14 protein-coding genes and 1 pseudogene are annotated in these 21867 nt (G+C 56.5%); 10 read left to right on the top strand and 5 right to left on the bottom strand.

Translation table 11 applies throughout. The features are described from left to right. The first annotated feature begins 178 nt into the window (after positions 1-178). From betI to betA, 3 genes are read left to right on the top strand one after another with little or no spacing between them, the layout of a single operon-like run. Complete coding sequence (gene betI, locus B3797_RS03560; protein ID WP_311783676.1) at positions 179-775, top strand: transcriptional regulator BetI; 597 nt, start codon at positions 179-181, stop codon at positions 773-775. Between the two features lie 12 nt (positions 776-787). Continuing rightward, positions 788-2260 carry a betaine-aldehyde dehydrogenase gene (betB, locus tag B3797_RS03555; RefSeq protein WP_311790401.1) on the top strand — a complete coding sequence of 491 codons (1473 nt, stop codon included), beginning with the start codon at positions 788-790 and terminating at the stop codon, positions 2258-2260. A 27-nt stretch (positions 2261-2287) separates the two neighbouring features. Then, the gene (gene betA / locus B3797_RS03550) at positions 2288-3967 is read left to right on the top strand and encodes a choline dehydrogenase (RefSeq protein ID WP_311790400.1); all 1680 of its coding nucleotides are present in this window, start codon (positions 2288-2290) and stop codon (positions 3965-3967) included. A gap of 32 nt (positions 3968-3999) precedes the next feature. Here the strand turns inward: betA and B3797_RS03545 are convergent, their stop codons facing one another. Genes B3797_RS03545 through B3797_RS03535 form a run of 3 tightly spaced genes read right to left on the bottom strand, consistent with a single transcriptional unit; the run spans position 4000 to position 6772 of the window. Beyond that, positions 4000-5328: an FAD-binding oxidoreductase gene (locus tag B3797_RS03545; protein WP_311790399.1), complete on the bottom strand. Its 1329-nt coding sequence runs from the start codon at positions 5326-5328 to the stop codon at positions 4000-4002. Between the two features lie 25 nt (positions 5329-5353). Beyond that, complete coding sequence (locus B3797_RS03540; protein ID WP_311790398.1) at positions 5354-5959, bottom strand: helix-turn-helix domain-containing protein; 606 nt, start codon at positions 5957-5959, stop codon at positions 5354-5356. A gap of 48 nt (positions 5960-6007) precedes the next feature. Next, positions 6008-6772 carry an ABC transporter substrate-binding protein gene (locus B3797_RS03535; RefSeq protein ID WP_311790397.1) on the bottom strand — a complete coding sequence of 255 codons (765 nt, stop codon included), beginning with the start codon at positions 6770-6772 and terminating at the stop codon, positions 6008-6010. Positions 6773-7063: 291 nt separating this feature from the next. On the opposite strand from B3797_RS03535, the gene B3797_RS03530 reads away from it, so the two are divergent. The 6 genes and pseudogenes from B3797_RS03530 to B3797_RS03505 all read left to right on the top strand — a co-directional run bounded on the left by B3797_RS03530 (position 7064) and on the right by B3797_RS03505 (position 17918). Beyond that, entirely contained in the window at positions 7064-7714 is a 651-nt protein-coding gene (locus B3797_RS03530; protein WP_311783670.1) for an amino acid ABC transporter permease, read from the top strand. 1 nt (position 7715) lies between these two features. Continuing rightward, positions 7716-8483, top strand: a complete 768-nt coding sequence (locus tag B3797_RS03525; protein ID WP_311783669.1) for an amino acid ABC transporter ATP-binding protein — start codon at positions 7716-7718, stop codon at positions 8481-8483. A 440-nt stretch (positions 8484-8923) separates the two neighbouring features. Further along, a complete protein-coding gene (locus B3797_RS03520; RefSeq protein ID WP_311790396.1) occupies positions 8924-12679 on the top strand; it encodes an NAD(P)-binding protein in 3756 nt (1251 codons plus the stop codon). Between the two features lie 411 nt (positions 12680-13090). After that, positions 13091-14191 carry an NADH:flavin oxidoreductase/NADH oxidase gene (locus B3797_RS03515; RefSeq protein ID WP_311783667.1) on the top strand — a complete coding sequence of 367 codons (1101 nt, stop codon included), beginning with the start codon at positions 13091-13093 and terminating at the stop codon, positions 14189-14191. Positions 14192-15116: 925 nt separating this feature from the next. Continuing rightward, positions 15117-16478, top strand: a pseudogene (locus tag B3797_RS03510) (PTS transporter subunit EIIC); the annotation flags it as partial. Positions 16479-16520: 42 nt separating this feature from the next. Further along, positions 16521-17918, top strand: a complete 1398-nt coding sequence (locus B3797_RS03505; RefSeq protein WP_311790395.1) for a 6-phospho-beta-glucosidase — start codon at positions 16521-16523, stop codon at positions 17916-17918. A gap of 36 nt (positions 17919-17954) precedes the next feature. On the opposite strand, the gene eptA is transcribed toward B3797_RS03505, so the two are convergent. Continuing rightward, the gene (gene eptA, locus B3797_RS03500; RefSeq protein WP_311790394.1) at positions 17955-19589 is read right to left on the bottom strand and encodes a phosphoethanolamine transferase EptA; all 1635 of its coding nucleotides are present in this window, start codon (positions 19587-19589) and stop codon (positions 17955-17957) included. Positions 19590-19743: 154 nt separating this feature from the next. Between eptA and B3797_RS03495 the strand changes: the two genes are divergently transcribed. After that, positions 19744-20760 (top strand): lipoate--protein ligase A, encoded by a 1017-nt coding sequence (locus tag B3797_RS03495; RefSeq protein WP_311790393.1) that lies wholly within the window; start codon positions 19744-19746, stop codon positions 20758-20760. Here B3797_RS03495 and B3797_RS03490 read toward each other — a convergent pair. After that, positions 20740-21774, bottom strand: a complete 1035-nt coding sequence (locus B3797_RS03490; RefSeq protein ID WP_311790392.1) for a LacI family DNA-binding transcriptional regulator — start codon at positions 21772-21774, stop codon at positions 20740-20742. The genes B3797_RS03495 and B3797_RS03490 overlap by 21 nt on opposite strands. Positions 21775-21867 lie beyond the last annotated feature (93 nt).

Genomic DNA, 21867 nt, shown 5'->3' with positions numbered 1-21867 from the left:
CAACGCGTCTCCTTTATTTTTCTCCTCCTGACAATTAAGCGTAGCGGTAAAGCCTGAAGCGATACGTTGCGCTTTGCAACAATCAAGGCACAGTATCCTAACAACTTTCTTTTTTATATTGAACGTTCAATCAATAAAAGTTCTAATAGTGCACTTGTGTTAGGGCGGAGCGCTTGTCATGCCAAAGGTGGGAATGCAGCCGATACGACGTCGGCAACTGATTGATGCAACCCTGGAGACGATTAATGAAGTCGGAATTAACGACGCCACTATCGCGCAGATTGCGCGGCGTGCAGGCGTATCGACCGGCATCATCAGTCACTACTTCAAAGACAAAAACGGCCTGCTGGAAGCCACCATGCGTGACGTCACGCGCCAACTGCGCGACGCGGTGGCGAGCAGGCTGAAGCCGCTGGCAGGCGCCAGCACCGAAGCGCGCCTCTGCGCCATTGTCGAGGGCAACTTCGATGAAAGCCAGCTGCATAAGGCGGCAATGAAAGCCTGGCTCGATTTCTGGTCGAGCAGCATGCATCAACCCCAGCTTAACCGGCTGGAGCGCGTCAGCAGCAGCCGTCTCTTCTCATCGCTGGCCGCGGAGTTTCGCCGCGAGCTGCCGCGCGAGGCGGCGCGGACTGCCGCTTACGGCCTGGCGGCCCTGATAGACGGCCTCTGGCTGCGCGCGGCGCTGGGCGGCAAGCCGTTCGATTTACAGCTTGCGCTTTCGCTCACTACCCAGTTCATTCGTCAGCAGTTAGCTGGCAACACTCATTCCTGATAAGGAGGAACCATGTCCCGATTCGCAGAGCAGCACCTCTATATTGATGGCGCTTATGTCCCCGCAGCGGCTGGCGACACCTTTGACACGATCAACCCCGCCAACGGCGAAGTGCTGGCGAAGGTTCATGAAGCAGGCCGCGCTGACGTTGATCGCGCCGTTGCAGCCGCGCGTAAAGGCCAGAAAGTCTGGGCGGCGATGACCGCCATGCAGCGTTCGCGCATTCTCCGCCGCGCGGTGGATATTCTGCGCGCGCGCAACGACGAGCTGGCCGCGCTGGAAACCCTGGATACCGGCAAGCCGCTGAGCGAAACCGCCAGCGTCGATATCGTCACCGGCGCAGACGTGCTGGAGTACTACGCGGGCCTGATCCCGTCGCTGGAGGGGCAGCAGATCCCGCTGCGCGACACCTCTTTCGTTTATACGCGCCGCGAGCCGCTCGGTGTGGTCGCGGGCATCGGCGCGTGGAACTACCCGATTCAGATTGCGCTGTGGAAATCCGCGCCAGCGCTGGCAGCGGGCAACGCGATGATCTTTAAGCCGAGCGAGGTAACGCCGCTTACCGCCTTGAAGCTGGCGGAGATCTACAGCGAAGCTGGCGTGCCCGACGGCGTTTTCAACGTCCTGCCGGGCAGCGGCGCGGTCACCGGCCAGCTGCTGACTGAGCATCCCGGCATCGATAAAGTCTCTTTTACCGGCGGCGTCGCCAGCGGTAAAAAAGTGATGGCCAACGCAGCAGGATCGACCCTGAAAGAGGTCACCATGGAGCTGGGCGGGAAGTCGCCGCTGATTATTTTCGACGATGCCGATCTCGATCTGGCCGCCGATATCGCCATGATGGCCAATTTTTACAGTTCCGGCCAGGTCTGCACCAACGGTACGCGCGTCTTTGTACCGGCCAGCCTTCAGGCGGCGTTTGAAGAGAAAATCCAGGCGCGCGTCGCGCGCATCCGCGCTGGCGATCTGAACGACCCAGAGACTAACTTTGGGCCGCTGGTGAGCTTCAGCCATCGCGATAACGTTATGCGCTACATCGAGAGCGGCGTTGCTGAAGGCGCGCGCCTGCTGTGCGGCGGCAAGCGCATGCAGGGCGCAGACTTCGACAACGGTGCCTGGGTCGAACCCACCGTCTTTACCGACTGCCGCGATGAGATGACTATCGTGCGCGAAGAGATCTTCGGGCCGGTGATGTCGATTCTGACTTACCAGAGCGAAGAGGAAGTGGTGCGCCGCGCCAACGCGACGGAGTATGGCCTGGCGGCCGGCCTGGTCACTCAGGATCTCAACCGCGCGCACCGCGTTATCCACCAGATTGAAGCGGGTATCTGCTGGATCAATACCTGGGGCGAATCGGCCTCAGAGATGCCGGTTGGCGGCTACAAGCACTCCGGCGTTGGCCGGGAAAACGGGCTGATGACCCTGCAGAACTATACCCAGGTGAAGTCTGTGCAGGTCGAGCTGAGCCGTTTTCAGTCTGTATTTTGATTAATGATTAAACCTGAGGAGCGACTAATGGAATTTGATTACATCATTATCGGAGCCGGATCCGCAGGAAATGTTTTGGCTACCCGACTGACCGAAGAGAGCGATGTCACTGTCCTGCTGCTGGAAGCGGGTGGCCCTGATTACCGTATGGATTTTCGCACGCAGATGCCTGCGGCGCTCGCCTACCCTTTACAGGGAAAACGTTACAACTGGGCTTACGAGACCGAGCCGGAACCCTATATGAACAACCGCCGCATGGAGTGCGGCCGCGGCAAAGGACTGGGTGGCTCATCGCTGATCAACGGCATGTGCTATATCCGCGCCAATGCGATGGATCTCGACGGCTGGGCGGAGGCGCCGGGCCTGGAGTCCTGGCGTTATCTCAACTGCCTGCCCTACTACCGCAAAGCGGAAACGCGCGATATCGGGCCGAATGACTACCATGGCGGCGATGGCCCCGTCTGCGTGGCGACGCCGAAGGCTGGCAACAATCCGCTGTTCGCCGCTATGGTTGAAGCGGGCGTCCAGGCGGGCTATCCGCGCACCGAAGACCTTAACGGCTACCAGCAAGAGGGCTTCGGCCCGATGGATCGCACCGTCACGCCGCAGGGCCGCCGCTCCAGCACCGCGCGCGGCTATCTCGACCAGGCGAAAAACCGGCCGAACCTGAAAATCATTACCCATGCCACCACCGATCGCATTCTGTTCGACGGCAAGCGCGCCGTCGGCGTGCAGTATCTGCTGGGGGCGAGCAATACGTCGCATCAGGCGCATGCGCGGCGGGAGGTGCTGCTCTGCGCTGGCGCTATCGCATCTCCGCAAATCCTGCAGCGTTCCGGCGTTGGTGCTGCCGACCTGCTGAACTCCTTTGACATTCCCGTGGTGCACGACCTGCCCGGCGTGGGCGAAAATCTTCAGGATCACCTGGAGATGTATCTGCAGTACGAGTGTAAAGAGCCGGTTTCGCTCTACCCCGCTTTGAAGTGGTGGAACCAGCCGAAGATCGGCGCAGAGTGGATGTTTAACGGCACAGGCATCGGCGCCAGCAACCACTTTGAGGCGGGCGGCTTTATCCGCAGCCGCGAAGAGTTCGCCTGGCCGAATATTCAGTATCACTTCCTGCCGGTCGCCATTAACTACAACGGCTCGAACGCGGTTAACGCCCACGGTTTCCAGTGTCACGTCGGCTCGATGCGCTCGCCGAGCCGCGGCCATGTGCGTATTAAATCGCGCGATCCGCGTCGTCATCCGGCCATTCTGTTCAACTACATGTCCAGCGAGCAGGACTGGCACGAATTCCGCGATGCGATCCGCATTACGCGCGAGATTATCAATCAGCCTGCGCTGGATAAATTCCGCGGCCGCGAGATCAGCCCCGGCGTGGCGTGCGAAACCGACGAGCAGCTGGATGAGTTTGTGCGTAATCATGCGGAAACTGCCTACCATCCGTGTGGCACCTGCAAAATGGGCAGCGACGAAATGGCGGTAGTGGATGCGGAAGGACGCGTGCATGGCATGGAAGGACTACGCGTTGTCGATGCGTCGATTATGCCGCTGATCATCACCGGCAACCTGAATGCGACAACCATTATGATCGGCGAGAAAATCGCGGATAATATTCGCGGTCGCCAGCCGCTTCCCGCCTCGACGGCAAGCTACTTTGTCGCTGGCGAGACGCCGGTTCGCGGCGAACCGCTGCGTCAGTAGTCCGCTTTAGCCCGCTACGGCGGGCTTTGCATTTACATCATCTGCGGCTCGCGGATCGCATTACCTCTGGCGAAGCGCGCCAGGCGATAGGGCGTAATATCCGTAAAGAGCTGATGGTTAGTCATTAGCTGCGCGCACAGCAGGCCCGCGCCAGGGCCGATGCCAAAACCGTGTCCGCTAAAGCCTGATGCGATAAACAGGCCGGGCACGCTCTGCATTTCGTCGATAACCGGCACCAGATCCGGCGTGGTATCAATCCAGCCGCCCCAGGCGTGATCGATTTTTATGCCCTCCAGCGCAGGAAAAGCCTTAACCAGCGTGCGCAGCGCTTCGTCCAGAATGTGCCGATCGGGTTTGGGATCGAGTACGCGGATCTTCTCGAACGGCGAAACAGCGTCGTTCGACCAGGAGCCTGCTGCCTCCGGCCCGTTAAAAAAGGAGCCGTTCAGGCGAAGTTTGAGCTTTTTGGCGATCTTGCTGCGGTACATCGGATAGAACTTTGTCGCGTAGCGGATATTTTGCGGCGCGAGATCGAGCTGGCCGCGGCCGGGAATAGCCACGGTATAGCTGCCGTCCAGCCGACGACGGATACAGAGCTCCGGCATGCTCAGACAGCCCTGAATCACCTCCGGCGCCGCCGTGGTTTTAAACGCGGTGCCGAGGATATTGGCGCTGGGCAGCTCTATGCCGTACTGCTTGCAGAAGCGAGAGCTCCACGCACCGCCGCAGCAGATCACCTGGCTGGCGCGCACGCGGCCGCGTTCGGTCCAGACCCCGGAAACGCGCCCGGCGCTGATATCCAGCCCGCGCACCGCGCAGCGCTGATGAACAGAGGCGCCTAGCTTTTGCGCGCCAACAGCGATAGCGGGCGCGGCCAGTGAAGGTTCGGCGCGCCCGTCGGTCGGCGACCAGATGCCGCCTGCCCAGCGCGCCCGATCGCCCAGCCGTTCACGCACCTCTCCAGGCGAAAGCAGCTGGCTGACGAAACCGATCTGCTTCGCCTGCTTGCCCCACTTTTCCCAGCGCGCGACGTCCGCTTCGTTCTGCGTGCCGTAAAGAATGCCGCTGCGGCGAAAGCCGAGATCCAGCCCGATTTCGCCGCCCAGCTCCTCCCAGCGTTGCAGACTGCGCATCGCCAGCGGCAGTTCGTAAAGGTCGCGGTTCTGTTGTCTTACCCAGCCCCAGTTGCGTCCGGACTGCTCCCCGCCGATCGCGCCCTTTTCAAACAGCGCCACGGAAACGCCCTGCTTCGCCAGTTCATAAGCGACGGAGGTGCCGATAATGCCGCCGCCGATAACGATAGCGTCAACCTGCTCAGGAAAGGTTGGGCTGTCCGTAACGGCATTAATTTTTATGCGCATAGAAGAACCTTTATATTCAGGGCGTTCAGAGATGCTGCTCAGGCGGAATATGCATAATCCACAACACTCTGGCGTCGCTGTCCGTATGGTTGAAAATGTTATGCGGCAGGTGGCTTTTAAACTGAAAGCTGTCGCCGGTCAGCAGGCGCGCGGTGTCGCCATTGATTTCCAGCGTCAGTTCTCCTTCCAGCACAATGCCCGCCTTCTCGCCTTGCCCAATAAGTATTTCGTCGGAGCGAACGCCCGCAGGGATATGGATCACCATAAACTGCATATCGTGATCGCCCGACGGCGACAGCATCTCTTTGGCAATGCCGCGTTTGCCGACGTTAAAGTGCGGCCGTTCCGCGCAGCGGCGGACGTAATGCTCCGCGCCGCGCAGCGATACGTCGCTCTCTTCCAGAAAGGCCGTCAGCGGCACTTTCAGCACCTGTCGAAGCTGCTCCAGCACCCGAACGGTGGGATTCGTCAGGTTGCGTTCAATCTGGCTGATCGCGCCAGCGGAAACATTCGCCAGCAGCGCCAGTTCGGTAATGGTCAGATTGCGCGCCTTGCGCAGGGTTTTCAGCCGCGACCCGATATCCGTTTCGGCGGCACCAGGTTCCGCCTGATGTTGCGTTGCATTCTTCATATGATGATCTTCCTTTGCCGTCACGCCTGGCTACCGCCCTGCGCTTAATTAAGGCATGCCCCACTTCTGTTTGATGGTCTGAAGCGAGCCATCCTGCTTCATCGCGGTTAAGGCGCTGTCAATTTCCGCCAGCAGCTTATCGTTTCCTTTTTTCACGCCGAACGCCATGGGAGAAACATGCTCAGGCTTATAACCCTCCACGACGTGCATCCCTTTTAGTCCGCCCGCTTTCGCCTGCGCTTTCAGAATGGGATAGTCGTTCATGCCCGCCGCGATGCGGCCCAGTGAGAGATCGCGCGTCATATCTGCCGGGCTATCATAAACCTTCACCTCTTTGGCGATACCGCTCTGCATCAGGCTCTGCGTATAGTCTGTACCCGCCATGGTGCCTACGACTTCGCCTTTCAGATCCTGCATCGAAGCATATTGTTTGCTGTTGTCGTCACGCACCACCAGCCCTGCGCCGAAAGCGGTAACCGGCTGTGAAAAGCCGATGCGTTTTGCCCGCTCAGGCGTGGGCGTCATACCGGCCACGATCATATCGATCTTTCCCGCGATAACTGACTGGATCAGCGTGGGGAACGGTACGGCGGTAAAATTCATCTCCAGATGCTGGCGCCTGGCCACCTCCGCCGCGACATCGGGCATAAAGCCTTCAATTTTGCCGTTCTGAGTATTCAGAAAAGTGGTCGGCGCGCTGGAGGGGGGCGAACCCGCCGTCAGCGTGGCCGCCTGAGCGCTCACGCTGACGACGGCAGCCAGACTCATCGTCATAAAAAGATTCAGCAGGCTTTTTTTAGGGGCAACAGACATAACTCACTCCTGTATCAATATGAAAAGGGCGAACGTCTTTTTCACTATAATGAAATTTATGTTGCCGCTGTCAACGTTTTATTTTGTGAAAATGCCATATCTCACATATTGCGGCTAAAGCCGTTGCTTTAACCCTTTTGCCCATCTATAGCTGTTCCTTATAGGGGTAATAAGTAATAGCTATCTCCTTTGCCCGGGTATTTATTGACAGCGGTTTGCCAACAGCGATATTCATTATAATGAAATAGTGCTACCCCGACACGCATTGTGCGGAACGATCAGGAGCTAAAGATGGACTGGAGCAGCCTCCACACCTACCTGCCCTTTTTATTGAAAGGTGCCGAAATGACGATCGCCATCACAATATTGTCGCTGGTAATCAGTACGCCGCTGGGCCTGATATTTGCGGCCGCAAAGATGTGTCCATGGAAAATTATTTCCTGGCCGGTTGCGACGATAATTAATATTACGCGTGGCCTGCCGATGATTGTGGTGCTGTTTTATATCTACTTTGTCTTTCCTGATATCGGAATAACCCTGACCTCATTTCAGGCCAGCGTCACTGGCATCGCCTTTTGCTTTTCGACCTATATCGCTGAGATATTTCGCGCCGGTATTGAGTCTGTCGATCGCGGGCAGCTGGAAGCCGCACGCTCAATGGGCATGAGCTTTGCTAAAGCGATGCGACGCGTGATTTTGCCGCAGGCGTTTCACGTTGCGCTGCCGCCCTACAGCAACACGCTAGTGATGATGCTGAAAGACTCCGCGCTCGCTTCCACTATCGCCGTCACGGAAATGACCCGCCAGGGGCAGCTGATCGCCGCTTCTACTTTCGACAACACCACCGTTTATACGCTAGTGGCGGTGCTCTATCTGCTGCTGTGTATGCCGCTGATGGCCCTGACCAAACGGCTGGAAAAACGTCAGATGAAAGGAGCCTGAGATGATTGAAATCGACGAGGTACATAAAAAGTTCGGCCGCGTTGAAGTGCTGAAAGGCGTGAGTTTTACCGTCAACGCCGGCGAGGTGGTTTGCCTTATTGGCCCCTCCGGTTCCGGCAAGTCAACCATTCTGCGCTGCATCAACGGGCTGGAAACCTATGAAGGCGGCGAGATCCGCGTGCTGGGACAGCGCGTCGACAGTCGGCATAAAAGCATTAACGATCTGCGCCGTCAGATCGGCATGGTATTTCAGCGCTTTAACCTTTTCCCGCACCGCAGCGTGCTGGAAAACGTGATGGAAGGCCCGATTCATGTGAACGGCGAATCGCGCTCGCAGGCGGAAAAGCGCGCCAAATCTCTGCTGGCGCTGGTGGGGCTGGCAGACAAGATCAATGCCTGGCCTGCCCAACTTTCCGGCGGGCAGCAGCAGCGCGTGGCAATTGCGCGCACGCTGGCGCTGCAGCCAAAAGCGATTCTTTTTGATGAGCCTACTTCGGCGCTCGATCCTGAACTGGTCGGCGAGGTGCTACAGGTCATGCGCACCCTGGCGCAGGAAGGTATGACAATGATCGTCGTCACGCACGAAATGCAGTTCGCGCGTGAGGTTGCCGATCGCGTCTGTTTTCTGCATAGCGGGCAGATTGTGGAGCAAGGGCCCGCGCAGCAAATTCTGCTGCAGCCCCAGGAAATGCGTACCCAGGAGTTCCTGCGGCGCGTGCTGGGCGACAGCGAGAGCCACTTTTGTCGCCACTGCCGCGAGGCGGTTTAGCGCCGCCAGGCTCTGTGATTCGGTGGCGCTAAATGGTACAGGCTAACGCCGATCCAGCGCGGCGGCGGCGCGTAAACGCAGGGCCTTTATTCTCAGAAAGTTATGCATGTTTTCTCAGGTGATTGACTGCTCAGGTTGCCGCTTTGCTTTTTTCTTTTTCCTTCAATTACTTGTGAGAAAACCGCTCGCGGTTATACTTCGATCAGCAGTGATTGCTCACTGAAAATAACAACCTCCAGTTTCATTTCTCTGCGTGCGGGATAACGCTTTTACTGCGGCCAGGCCTGGCCAGCCGCGACGGCTTTATTTTCCAGACACGGAATTCACAACAGCAACGTTGATCTCATTAGCTGTTCCATCCTGATTGCCATGCCGGGGATCACCCTGCCTGCGCGACGGTATGGACTCTTTTTATCCTGAATTTTAAACAGGAGGATACGATGTTGCCTTTTTCTAGCTTCTGGCAGGCCGGGTACGAAGGCGCCGACCATATTAATACGGCAGGCCAGCGACTGGTCATGGATGCTCTGACCGACCATCAAACGCAATTCCGCAGCGACTATGCCGCTTTACAGCAGTTTGGCATTCATACCGTACGCGAGAGTATAGGCTGGCGTCAGGCGGAAGAGGATCCTGAACAGACTTATGCCCTCGTGCGGGCCAAAATGCAGGCGGCGCATGAGCTGGGCATACAGATCAACTGGACGTTTTGCCACTATGGCTGGCCGGATGACCTTGATCTCTTTTCTGACGATTTTATTCCGCGCTTTGCAGGCTTTTGCCAGCGCTTAGCCGCCTTCCTGGCACCCTGGTATACCTCTGCGCCGGTCTATTCGCCGATGAATGAGATCTCTTTTCTCAGCTGGGGTCTCTCGGTCGGGCTGTTCGGCCATCATCGCGATGCGGATCCAGACGCCATTAAGCGCCAGCTGGTGCGGGCGACGTTAGCGGGCTGCGATGCGATCTGGCTGGCCGATCCGCGGGCGCGCTTTCTTCATTGCGATCCCATTATCTATCTGGTTCCCGATGAAGAGAGCGAAGACTGTTACCAGCGCACCGCCGATCTTAACGCCTCACAGTTTCAGGCCTGGGATATGTTGGTCGGCAAGCGTGAGCCGGAACTGGGAGGCGCGCCTCGCTATCTCGATATCGTCGGCGCTAATTACTATCACGCTAACCAGTGGGAAACAAACTCCAATCAACGGCTGGCGTGGCATCTGGGCGATAGCCGAAGAATGCCGCTGCATAAGATGCTGACAAATTTAGCGCAGCGCTATCAGCGCCCGGTATTGCTGGCGGAGACCAGCCATGTCGGCAGCGGGCGTCCCGCCTGGATGACATATATTGCCGCGCAGATCGCTCAGGCGCTGCTTGCTGGCTGCGATATCCTCGGCGTCTGCATCTACCCCATTATTGAAAGTCCTCTCTGGGAAGACCCCAGTCACTGGCCGCGCAGCGGACTCTGGGACGTCGCCCCTGATTTTACGCGTCTGTTACACCAGCCTACCGCCGCAGCATTGCGGCAATCACAACGTTCGCTACACCGGTTTCATGCCCTTTTGTCACCGGACAGCGCGCCACAGGAGTTCCATATGAAACAGTCCGTTTTGGTGGTATTTAGTCATCTTCGCTGGGGTTTCGTCTTTCAACGTCCACAGCATTTACTGTCGCGCCTTGCACAGCACCATCGCGTGCTGTTTATTGAGGAGCCGGTTTACCGACCTGGCGAGGCGGGCCTGCAGCTTAGCTCTCCTGCGCCTAACGTCACCGTGATTGAACCGCATACCGACGTCAACGCGCCAGGATTTCACGACAGCCAAATCGCCGTATTGCAGCCTCTGCTCGCCACGCTTTTAGATGAAGATGAACAGCCGCTGGTGTGGTTTTACACGCCGATGGCGCTGCCGCTGCTGGCCTGTTTCAATCCCAGCGCCATTATCTATGACTGCATGGATGAGCTTTCCGCCTTCCAGATGGCACCGCGCCAGCTGCAGCAGCGCGAGTCCGCGCTGCTGAGCCGCGCCGACGTGGTCTTTACCGGCGGCACCAGTCTCTATGAAGCGAAAAAGCATCGCCACCAGAACGTTTACTGTTTCCCCAGCAGCGTTGACGCTGCGCATTTCGAGCAGGCGCTCGATCGCAGCAACGGCCATCCGCTACAGGATAATCTGCCCAGACCGCGACTCGGCTATTACGGCGTGATTGATGAGCGTATGGATGTCGCGCTGATTGGCGCGCTCGCCGATGCCCATCCTGAATGGCAAATCGCGATGGTTGGCCCGGTGGTGAAGATCGATCCCGCCAGCCTGCCGCAGCGTCCAAATCTGCACTGGTTCGGTCAGCAGCCCTATGAAGCGCTGCCCCATTTCCTGGCCGGATGGGATGTCTGCCTGATGCCTTTTGCGCTGAACGCCTCTACCCGCTTTATCAGCCCGACCAAAGTGCTGGAGTATATGGCTGCGCAGCTGCCGATTGTGAGCACGGCGGTGCCGGATGTGGTGCGCCATTATAGTGATGTGGTCAGCATTGCCGATACCACTCAGGGTTTTATTCAGGCGTGCGAAAAGGCCTTACAGCTGAGCGAGCAACAGCGTCGCGAGCAGGCTGCGCAGATGGCGGCGATTATCGCCGATACGTCGTGGGATCATACGGCTGAGCAGATGCAGATGCAGATCGCGGCGTTGCGCGACAGGTTTGTCCAGCCCGCCGCCACCGCTAAGGTGCCTGAGGTTGCTGATGGCGTACGTGCGGTAACGCTGCGTCCGGTGGAGTGCCTGATCCTTGGTGCTGGGCCGACCGGTCTGAGCGCCGGTTATCACTATGGCGAAGGCGCGGTCGTGCTGGAGAAAAATGAAAAGCCCGGCGGCTGGTGCCGTTCGATTGAGGATAAAGGTTTTACCTTCGATTACGCCGGGCACATTATGTTCTCTAACGATCCTTATGTGCTTCAGCTCTATGACAAACTGCTTGGCGACAACCTGCACTGGCAGACGCGCGAAGCCTGGGTTTACAGCCACGATGTGTTTACGCGCTATCCCTTCCAGTCAGCGCTACATGGCTTGCCAGCAGAGGTGATTGGTGAATGCGTGCTGGGCGCGATTGAAGCGCGTTACGGTGTCACGGGAACCCAGGAGGCGGCGCCGCTGAGCGCGGTACGCCAGGCGGCCAATACGGAGTGTCGCGACTGCTGTGCCGATGGCGTGCTCGGCGCTGAAGCAACAGAACCTGCTGGCGCAGATGAAACGGGAGAAGATTTTGAGAACTTTATCTTCCGTACTTGGGGAAGAGGCATCGCTCACCATTTTGCCGTTCCCTACAACCGCAAACTGTGGAAAACGCCGCTCGCCGATATGGAGACCTCCTGGCTTGGCGGCCGCGTTCCGCTGCCCGATCTTCAGCAAATCATCTCAGGCGCGCTGGCGCCGCTCGATAAGCCGGTCGGCCCCAATGCCCGCTTTGGCTATCCTAAACGCGGCGGTTTTCAGGCGCTGATGAATGGTTTCCTGCCGCATCTCTCCTGTGCGCTCGAGACGCACTCAGAGATTGCTGAAATCCAGCCGCAAATCCGCAGCGTGATCCTGAAAGATGGCCGCCATTACCACTATGATCAGATGATCAGCACGTTGCCGCTGCCTGAGCTGGTACGTCTGATGGGCAATCGTGCGCCGGAAGCGGTACAGAAAGCCGCCTCGCTGCTGCGCCACGTTTCAGTACGCTGCGTCAATCTGGGCGTTGGCCGCGCCAATCTAAGCGATAAACACTGGATCTACTACCCTGGCGATACCCTGTTTCACCGTATTTTTCTGCAGGGCAATGCCAGTCCAGAGTGTAATCCGCCAGGCGGTTTCGGCCTGACGTGCGAAATTACCTATCGCGCCGATCAGCCTCTGCCTTATGAGGGCGACGCGCTGATTCAGCGCTGCATCGACGACTGCATTCGCGTCGGCATCATTCGCGAAGATGATGTGATTGTCACTGCCAATGAGGTCGATATGCCTTACGCCTATGTGGTGTACGATCATCAGCGCAAAGCGAATGTGGCGCTGATCCGTAACTGGCTGGCGGCGCAGGGTATCCACCTTTCTGGTCGATACAGCGAGTGGGAATATTACAACTCTGACCACGCTTTCCTCGCGGGCAAGCGCGCCGCCGAGACGGTGAAATCGCTACTGACGAACCGGAAAACCACGGCGTAATAACAGGCGGACGCCGGACTTGTTTGTCTGGCGTCCCTTTGTCTCTGCATCACCCCTGTTTTAACTTCCTGGCTTTATATAATAGGCATTATATAAAGCCACATAGCGGGCAGTGGTTATTTTGCGTACGCTGAAATGGCAACGCTACGCTAATTCTGCAACACTCTCCCCCTGCTTTTTCTCCAGAATTCACGTAGCGCGATCGATTTATCTTTTGATTAATTATCGCCCTGCAGAGGTTAATTAATGATCATTCAGTCTTCTTTCCTACTGTCGCACCCTGCACTCAGCCACAAATGTAAACTTTCGCGCTCCGCCTTTATGCTATTTTTTTGCATTAAGCTAATGCTCTGCCAGTAGTCGATTACACTTTCTGATTCGGGGCAGTTATTACATGGAAATGAGGTATTCATGAGTCAACTCTTTAGCGCAACGCACATTGGTAAGCTGGCACTGGAAAACCGCATTGTTATCGCGCCCATGTGTCAGTACTCCGCGAGCGAAGGTAAAGCTACCGCATGGCATCGCATTCATCTTGGGCAGCTGGCGCTTTCCGGCGCGGGCCTGCTGATTATTGAGGCCACCGCAGTTGAGGCGATTGGCCGCATCACGCCGGGCGACCTTGGCCTGTGGGACGACGACACAGAGGCGGCTTTACGCAGCGTTCTTGAAGATGTCCGCGCCTATTCGCCGGTTCCGGTTGGTATCCAGCTGGGCCACGCTGGCCGCAAAGCTTCGTGCGCCGCGCCATGGCAAGGCGGTCATCAGCTTGCGCTTGATCAGGGCGGCTGGGAAACCGTAGCGCCTTCTGCGGAAGCCTTTCATGATGGCGAACGCCCGCCGGTGTCGCTGAATCGCGACGACCTGGCGCGCATTAAACAGAAGTTTGTCGAGAGCGCTAAGCGCGCTGAAAAGCTGGGTATTGAGCTTATCGAGCTGCACGCCGCACATGGCTACTTGCTGCATCAGTTCCTGTCGCCGCTGAGCAACCATCGTGAAGATCACTATGGCGGCTCGCTGGAAAACCGTATGCGTTTCCCGCTGGAAGTCTTCCGCGCGGTGCGTGAAGCGGTCTCTGATTCCATTGCGGTCGGCGTGCGCATCTCCGCTACTGACTGGGTAGAAGGCGGCTGGGATAATAATCAGTCGATTGAATTTAGTAAGCAGATTGAGGCAGCAGGCGGCGACTACGTTCACGTCTCAAGCGGCGGCCTGGCACCTCAGCAGTCAATTACGGTTGGCCCGGGTTATCAGCTGCCGTTTGCGCACGATATCCGTAAAGAGGTCAACATCCCGGTCATCGCCGTCGGCCTGATTACCGAACCGAAACAGGCAGAAGCGGTGTTACAGGAAGGCACCGCCGATCTGGTAGCGCTGGCGCGCGCGGTACTTTACGACCCGCGCTGGCCGTGGCATGCGGCTGCCGAGCTGGGTGACCAGGCGAGTGCGCCGCCGCAATATCTGCGTTCAGAGCCGCATGGCTTAAAAGGTACGTTAAAAGCGAACCGCTAAGCACGCAGCCGGCCCTGTTTTCAGGGCCGGTTTATTGCTGTTTTTCTCTGACGCCCCAGTTCAGGAACAGAAACTCTTAAGGTTTCACTAAGCTGTAAAGTGTAAAACTCTACTCAGTTACTGAGGAGAGTGAAATGAAATCTGTTTTATCTTTTAATCGCGACGAATACCTTGCGCTGCTGATTACTTTTTTAAGCGTAATAAGTTTTTTAGCTATCTGGTTCAGAAGCTAATCTTTTTCGTGACGTTGTCACGTCAACCCCGCGATTAGCTATATTTTTCTGGCAGGCTCTGCCATACGCATTATCCATTAAGCGATACGACGTTTGATGAACCTGTATGAATTGCCGGTTAAAGCCGCTTGCTGCCTGCCCAGGCCCGAACATCCTTTTCTGTTTTTTCTCTAATAACTTCTTCCGCCAGTTTTATCGCTTCCCTTAATCAATATTACCTCTGGCGATAAAATCAAATAACGCCTATTGCCTGCAGAAAAGCAGAGGCAATAGCGTAGCCGCGAGTAACCCTCAGCGAGGACAAAGCCTGACATATTCAGATCGGGTGCGCTGGCAGCCACCCTCCCGGCTAAATTGAAATAGTCCGTTTTAATTGGCTATTCATGTAAAAAGGAAGTAAAAGCCGCGTCCCGCCGTTCGTTCAAAATAAGAATTCATGTTAATGAATTAAGTAATTAAATAAGCATTCCCCGCGTCAAAATAAGATTTAATACGGTTTTTATTGAGCAATATCACACTTATCGCTCCCGCTTGCGCTGGACTCGATTATCCCTGGCTGTTAATTTCGTAGGGTTTCGGGGTTGTTACTGACAACAGGCAAAACCTGAGAGGCTTGTGACAGCAACGCTGTAATAAGTTCTCTCAGGTTTTTTTTGCGCTTTATTAAATCTTGAACCATTGAAGGTATAAATATGAAATATCAGGCGCTGGCGCAGGACATACTCAGGCATGTCGGCGGCAAAGAGAATATTAACAGTCTGATTCACTGCGCCACCCGACTGCGCTTTAAACTGAATGACAGCAGTAAGGCGGACGCTGAAAAATTAAAAGCCAATCCAGGCGTAATTATGGTAGTCGAAAGCGGCGGACAGTTTCAGGTAGTGGTTGGCAGCCATGTTCACGATGTCTACGTAGCGCTCTGCCAGGAGGCGGGCCTGAATGAGGAAAAACAGACAGCGCCGTCGCCGGGCAAGGAAAAGCAGACGCTGCTGGCAGCCTTTATTGATGTGGTTTCCGGGATATTCACGCCCTTTCTCGGCGTCATGGCGGCATGCGGTATTCTGAAAGGCTTGCTCGCCCTCTGCCAGGCGGCAGGATGGCTGACCAACAGCAGCGGCACCTGGCAAATATTATTCGCTACGGCCGACGCGCTGTTTTTCTTTTTACCGCTGGTGCTCGGTTATACCGCCGGTAAAAAGTTCGGCGGCAATCCCTTTGTCACCCTGCTTATCGGCGGCGCGCTGGTTCACCCTAATATCCAGGCCGCTTTCCAGGCCGCAGAAACAGGAGAAACCACCTCTTTCCTTGGGGTACCGATTGTTTTTATTAACTACGCCTCTTCAGTTATTCCGATCATCTGCTCCGCCTGGTTTTGCTGCTGGCTGGAGCGTCAGTGCAACAAGATCATGCCCGCGTCGGTGAAAAGCTTCTTTACGCCGTTAATCTGCCTTGTCGTTACCGTTCCCCTGACCTTTCTGGCTATCGGGCCGCTGGCGACTGCGCTGAGCGAACTGCTGGCTGACGGCTTCCAGCTTGTCTATCACTCCGCCCCCTGGCTCGCAGGCGGCATTCTCGGCGCGGTGTGGCAGGTCTGCGTCATATTCGGCGTGCACTGGGGTCTGGTCCCGCTCATGATGAACAATATGGCGGTGATGGGCCAGGATCCCATGATGGTGATCCTGCTGCCTGCTGTTTTCGGACAGGTCGGCGCAGCCCTGGGCGTCTTCCTCAAAACCCGCGATGCGCGCCTGAAAACGCTGGCGGGTTCCAGCGCTATTTCAGGCGTGTTCGGCATTACCGAGCCTGCTGTTTATGGCGTTACGCTGCCTAACCGTCGCCCCTTTATTTTCGGCTGCATCGGCGGCGCGCTTGGCGGCGTTATCGTCGCGTTGAGCCATAGCCAGGTTTATTCATTCGGACTGGCGAGTATTTTTACCCTTGCGCAGATCATTCCCTCAACCGGAATTGATAACTCTGTCTGGGGCGCCATCGCCGGTACCGCTCTTTCCCTGATTTTAGCCTGCCTGCTGACAGTCATAGCGGGCTTACCACAGCCACAGCGCGCCGACTAAGCGCTGCGACAAAAGGAGACGTCAATGAAGACTCAGTTCCCGGATGATTTTTTATGGGGAGGCGCGCTGGCAGCCAATCAGGTTGAAGGCGCGTGGATGGAAGATGGCAAAGGGTTGTCAACTTCCGACATGTTGCCTGAGGGTATTTTCGGCCAGGTTGTAGAACGCAAGCCTGGCGACTTTTCTATTAAAGATGTCGCTATCGACTTTTATCATCGCTATCCCCACGATATCTCGCTGTTTCGCGAAATGGGCTTTACCTGCCTGCGCGTCTCTATCGCCTGGACGCGCATCTTCCCGCAGGGCGATGAGCTGGAGCCGAACGAGGCGGGACTGGCCTGGTACGATAAGCTGTTTGACGAACTGGCGCGTCACGGCATCCAGCCACTCGTGACACTGTCACACTATGAAATGCCGTGGGGGCTGGTGCAGAACTATGGCGGCTGGGGTAATCGTAAGCTTATCGCCTTTTTTGAGCGCTATGCGCGTACCGTTTTTACGCGCTATCGCAGCAAGGTGAAACTGTGGCTGACCTTCAATGAAATCAATATGTCGCTGCATGCGCCGTTAACAGGCGTGGGCCTACAAGGCGACTGCACGAAGGGAGAAATTTATCAGGCTATTCATCATCAGCTGGTTGCCAGCGGTCTGGCGGTTAAGGCGTGTCACGAGCTTATTCCAGATGCGCGCATCGGCAATATGCTGCTTGGCGGCTTAATTTATCCGCTGACCTGTAAACCTGAAGATGTGTTCGCTGCCCTGCAGGAGAATCGACGCTGGCAGTTTTTCGGCGACGTGCAGTGCCGCGGCCGCTATCCCGACTATATAAAGCGCGACTTTCGCGAACAGGGCATTGAGCTGCAGACCGAGCCGGCGGACTTTGACGCGCTGCGCCATACGGTCGATTTCATCTCATTCAGCTATTACATGTCTGGATGCGCGACGGCCGACGTGAGTCAGGCAGAGAAGCTGCGCGGCAATATCCTTGATATGGTGCCTAATCCACATCTTGAGAGTTCGGAATGGGGCTGGCAGATCGATCCGGTCGGATTGCGCACGCTGCTCAATATGCTGTGGGACCGCTATCAGAAACCGCTGTTTATTGTGGAGAACGGACTGGGCGCGCAGGATAAGCCCGACGCCGATGGCCAGATTAACGACGACTATCGTATTCGCTATATCAACGATCACCTGGTGCAGGTCTGGGAAGCGATTAATGATGGCGTAGAGGTGATGGGTTATACCTACTGGGGCCCTATCGATCTGATTAGCGCTTCAAAGGCGGAGGTTTCTAAGCGATACGGGTTTATCTATGTGGATCTCAATCAGGATGGCTCAGGCACGCTGAAGCGCAGCCGTAAAAAAAGTTTCTACTGGTATCGCGACGTCATTAACAGCCGCGGCGCGAGGTTAAAACGCTAACCAGAAAAAAGCCCTGCATTTGCAGGGCTTTCGCGTTTAGCTTTTACGACAGGAAGTGAGAATATCATCTTCCGCTTTATAGACTTTTGTCGCTGTGCCGGTCAGCCCCAGCATGGTGGAGAAGAGATTATCCTGCGAGAAATTATCCTCTGCCGCCAGCTTATCGAGGCAGCCCTTATTCACCCCATAGCGCTGCTGGTAGTCCGGCGACAGCCAGATCAGCATGGGGACATGCTTTTGTACCTCCGGCGCGATGGCGTAAGGCATACCGTGTAAATAGGTGCCGTTCTCGCCCAGCGATTCGCCATGGTCGGAGAGATAAACCAGGCTGGTGGTGAACTTGTCCTGATGCGACTGCAACAGCTTAATCGCCTTATCGACAATATAATCGACATACAGCAAGGTATTATCGTAAGTATTCACCAGCTGCTGTTGCGAACAGTCCTGAATCTGGTTTGTGTCGCAGGTTGGCGTAAAGCGGCGGAACTGCGGCGGATAACGATTGTAGTAAGTGGGGCCGTGGCTGCCGATAGTATGCAGAACGATAACGCCATTGTCCTGTAGCTGATCGATATAATCCTCCAGCCCGTGAAACAGCACGTCGTCGTAACATTCGCCTTTAATACACATCCCCGCCAGGTTCAGGCTGGAGACATCCTGATGCGGCACACGATCGCAGGCGCCCTTACAGCCGCCGTCGTTGTCGTTCCACAGCACTTTGATACCGGCACGCTGGATCACATCCAGCAAACCTTCCTGATGACCAGCCAGCGCGTCATCATAATGCGCGCGCGGCATACCGGAAAACATGCAGGGAACCGAGACCGCCGTTGCCGTACCGCAGGATGCGGTATGCGGGAAGTAGGTTATGTCATCTTTCTTCAACAGCGGATTGGTTTCACGCTGGTAGCCTGACAGTGAGAAATCAGCCGCCCGCGACGTTTCGCCAACGATTAAAATAGTCAGGTTCTTTTTGCCGTTTTGCATCGCTGGTGACAGGTGCGCATCTTCGCCGATTTTAACCAGCGGCAGATTGAGATCCCGGTTGTGCTTATACCAGGAGATCGTCGCGACAACGGAGTTTGACGGGCTGAGCGATTTCACCAGCTCTTTCTGATTGCGGAACAGGGAGGCGTAATCCTTATAGAACAATGACGCCACCAGCAGGATAAAAATAACCGACGCCGCCACGCTAATCAGGCGATAAACCGCGCTTTTCCAGAAAGGCTTAGTGGGACGCACGCGAACCCAGAAAACCACGCCCGCCATTACTACGCCGGAGAGCAGCAGCGTAATCACCAGCTGCGGCGTCATCAGAGCGAAGCTTTCCGACGGAGTGGTGTCGAGAATATTAACCAGCATTGACCGGTCAATAATCACCCCATAATTCCAGATGAAATATTGCGCGGCTGCGGAGACCAGGATAAACAGCGCAAGGAGCGGCCGGTCGAGCCACAAAAAAGAGGCGATGGTCACCACAATATTAATGACCGAAATCGCCACCAGCGGCATAGAAAGAAATACCAGCCAGTTGCGTACGCTATCAAGCGGCAAAGCGGCGATAACCTGGTGATAAAAGGCCAGGTTAAGAAATACGGCGATATAAAACGAAAAGAGCAACAGAAAAGAGAGCCGATTTAGCGTCGGTCTTTTATTGAGCGGGTAAAACATGCTTGCAGTCCATCTGTTAACAGGAGAGTACAGCATGCCCTGTTAACTTTAGGGAAACCTTAAGCTGCCTTAATCAGAGCACGCGCTATCATTTTACCGGCCGCAAAGCGCGTTAAGATTGGCAGCCGCTTTGCTCAACGCCTCAGGAGAAGAGATGACCACGCTGCGTTTACTGCTTTCGGAATCAAACGATCCCTGGTTTAACCTCGCCGTAGAGGAGTGCATTTACCGGCAGATGCCCGCCACGCAGAAGGTATTATTTCTCTGGCGCAATGCTGAAACCGTGGTTATCGGCCGGGCGCAAAATCCCTGGAAAGAGTGCAACACGCGACGCATGGCGCAGGACGGCATTAAGCTGGCGCGGCGCAGCAGCGGCGGCGGCGCGGTGTTTCACGATTTAGGCAACGCCTGTTTTACCTTTATGGCGGGCAAGCCGGAGTACGACAAAAGCGTCTCGACCGGCATTATTCTCAGCGCGCTGAGCACGCTGGGAATCGAAGCGGAGGCGTCGGGACGCAACGATATCGTCGTGACGCGCGGCGGCGAGGTGCGGAAAATCTCCGGTTCCGCCTATCATGAAACGCCCGACCGCGGCTTTCACCACGGCACTTTTTTGATCGATGCCGATTTATCGCGGCTGGCGAATTATCTCAACCCGGACATCAAAAAGCTGCAAACCAAAGGCATTACCTCGGTGCGCTCGCGCGTGGCGAACCTGACCGAACTTTCGCCGGACATTAATTACGCCGCCATTTGTGACGCTGTCACCGAAGCTTTCTTCGACTATTATCAGGCACGCTGCCAGCCAGAGCGCATATCGCCGGATGCGCTGCCCGATCTGCCTGGCTTTGCCGAACAGTTTGCGCGGCAGAGCAGCTGGGAGTGGAACTTTGGCCAGTCGCCCGACTTTACTCACCTGCTTGATACGCGTTTTGCCTGGGGCGGCGTAGAGATCCACTTTGATGTCGAACGCGGCGTAATAAGCCGCTGCCAGATCTTTACCGACAGCCTTAACCCGACACCGCTGGAAGCGCTGGAGACTCAACTTCAGGGTGTCGCCTATCGCCCGGATGCGCTGGCCGCCGCGGTCGCGCAACTGCAAACGGCATTTCCCGCTCAGTATGACGAGCTGGCGCAGCTGGAAAAGTGGTTAGCCGCCAGCGTCAGCTAGCGTGCATAAAGGGCCTGTCGTCACCGACTCCCGCAGCGACAGGCTGGCGGCAAAAGCTTCCGCCTCCTGCCACGAGCCGCCATCCAGCATGGCTAACAGTCGGGCAATCGCCTCCTGAATCATGTCGGTAACGGGGATGCGGACGCTGGAAAGCGCAGGAACGATATAAGGTGCCAGGGGAATATCATCAAAGCCCAGCACCGACACCTGCCCCGGCACCGCAATATTTGCCGTCGTCAGATGCCTGATGGCGCCGATCGCCATCTCATCGTTGCTGGCGACCAGCGCGCTAAAGGCGCAGCCGCTGGCGATTAGGGCGGCTGTCGCCTGCGCGCCGCTCTGCGCATGCCATTTCCCTTCTGCGATCAGCGCCTCGCGCAGCGGTATGCCGCTCTCATGCAGCGCCGCTTTATACCCGGCCAGGCGCTCTGCCCCGGTTGGGGAATCGAGCGAGCCGGTAATAAAGCCGATATCGCGATGGCCCAGCTCGATTAGCGCTTTTACCGCCATCGCGCTGATCTGCTTTTGGTCGGCATAAATACAGTAGCTGTGATGCTGTCGTAAGCGACGGTTTACTACCAGCACCGGCTGTTTGCGCTGCGCGATAATCTCGTCCATCTCATCGACGGTAAGAAAACGCGGATAGATAATAATGCCGTCGCAGCGGAGATCGAGCAGAAAGTCGATCGCCGCGCGTTCCTGCGCCGCGCTGTGTTTGCCGTCGGCCAGGATCAGCTGACGGCCCTGCTGCTCCAGCATGCGGGCGGAATGGGACATCAGCTCGGAGAAGTAGTTGCCGCTGTAGAGCGTATTCGTCACCACCAGGCCAATGGTCTGGGTCGATTTTACCGACAGATTGCGCGCCAGCAAGTTAGGCCGGAAATCGGTTTCGGCCACCGCCTGCATCACCTTTTCCCGCGTCTCATGGCTGACATAGCCGTTGCCCGACAGCACCCTGGAAACCGTCGCCTTAGAGACGCCCGCCCTTTTCGCGACCTCAAGTATGGTGGCCATAAATTTTCCCTTCTCCCTCAATCAGCTGTGCAGTCTACTCAACCTCAGACGCGCCTTGATAAGCATAAACCTGGAAAGTGACGCCAGTCACGG

The sequence above is a fragment of the Pantoea sp. UBA5923 genome (assembly GCF_002431095.1).
GTDB lineage: Bacteria > Pseudomonadota > Gammaproteobacteria > Enterobacterales > Enterobacteriaceae > Pantoea > Pantoea piersonii.
The sequence above is the reverse complement of the archived record's forward strand: the minus strand, read 5'-3'. Positions and strand labels throughout refer to the sequence as shown.

Bases quoted from the DNA above. Each gene is read 5' to 3' on its own strand.
- betI (WP_311783676.1), top strand. From the start codon at position 179: ATGCCAAAGGTGGGAATGCAGCCGATACGACGTCGGCAACTGATTGAT.
- betB (WP_311790401.1), top strand. From the start codon at position 788: ATGTCCCGATTCGCAGAGCAGCACCTCTATATTGATGGCGCTTATGTC.
- betA (WP_311790400.1), top strand. From the start codon at position 2,288: ATGGAATTTGATTACATCATTATCGGAGCCGGATCCGCAGGAAATGTT.
- B3797_RS03545 (WP_311790399.1), bottom strand. From the start codon at position 5,328: ATGCGCATAAAAATTAATGCCGTTACGGACAGCCCAACCTTTCCTGAG.
- B3797_RS03540 (WP_311790398.1), bottom strand. From the start codon at position 5,959: ATGAAGAATGCAACGCAACATCAGGCGGAACCTGGTGCCGCCGAAACG.
- B3797_RS03535 (WP_311790397.1), bottom strand. From the start codon at position 6,772: ATGTCTGTTGCCCCTAAAAAAAGCCTGCTGAATCTTTTTATGACGATG.
- B3797_RS03530 (WP_311783670.1), top strand. From the start codon at position 7,064: ATGGACTGGAGCAGCCTCCACACCTACCTGCCCTTTTTATTGAAAGGT.
- B3797_RS03525 (WP_311783669.1), top strand. From the start codon at position 7,716: ATGATTGAAATCGACGAGGTACATAAAAAGTTCGGCCGCGTTGAAGTG.
- B3797_RS03520 (WP_311790396.1), top strand. From the start codon at position 8,924: ATGTTGCCTTTTTCTAGCTTCTGGCAGGCCGGGTACGAAGGCGCCGAC.
- B3797_RS03515 (WP_311783667.1), top strand. From the start codon at position 13,091: ATGAGTCAACTCTTTAGCGCAACGCACATTGGTAAGCTGGCACTGGAA.
- B3797_RS03505 (WP_311790395.1), top strand. From the start codon at position 16,521: ATGAAGACTCAGTTCCCGGATGATTTTTTATGGGGAGGCGCGCTGGCA.
- eptA (WP_311790394.1), bottom strand. From the start codon at position 19,589: ATGTTTTACCCGCTCAATAAAAGACCGACGCTAAATCGGCTCTCTTTT.
- B3797_RS03495 (WP_311790393.1), top strand. From the start codon at position 19,744: ATGACCACGCTGCGTTTACTGCTTTCGGAATCAAACGATCCCTGGTTT.
- B3797_RS03490 (WP_311790392.1), bottom strand. From the start codon at position 21,774: ATGGCCACCATACTTGAGGTCGCGAAAAGGGCGGGCGTCTCTAAGGCG.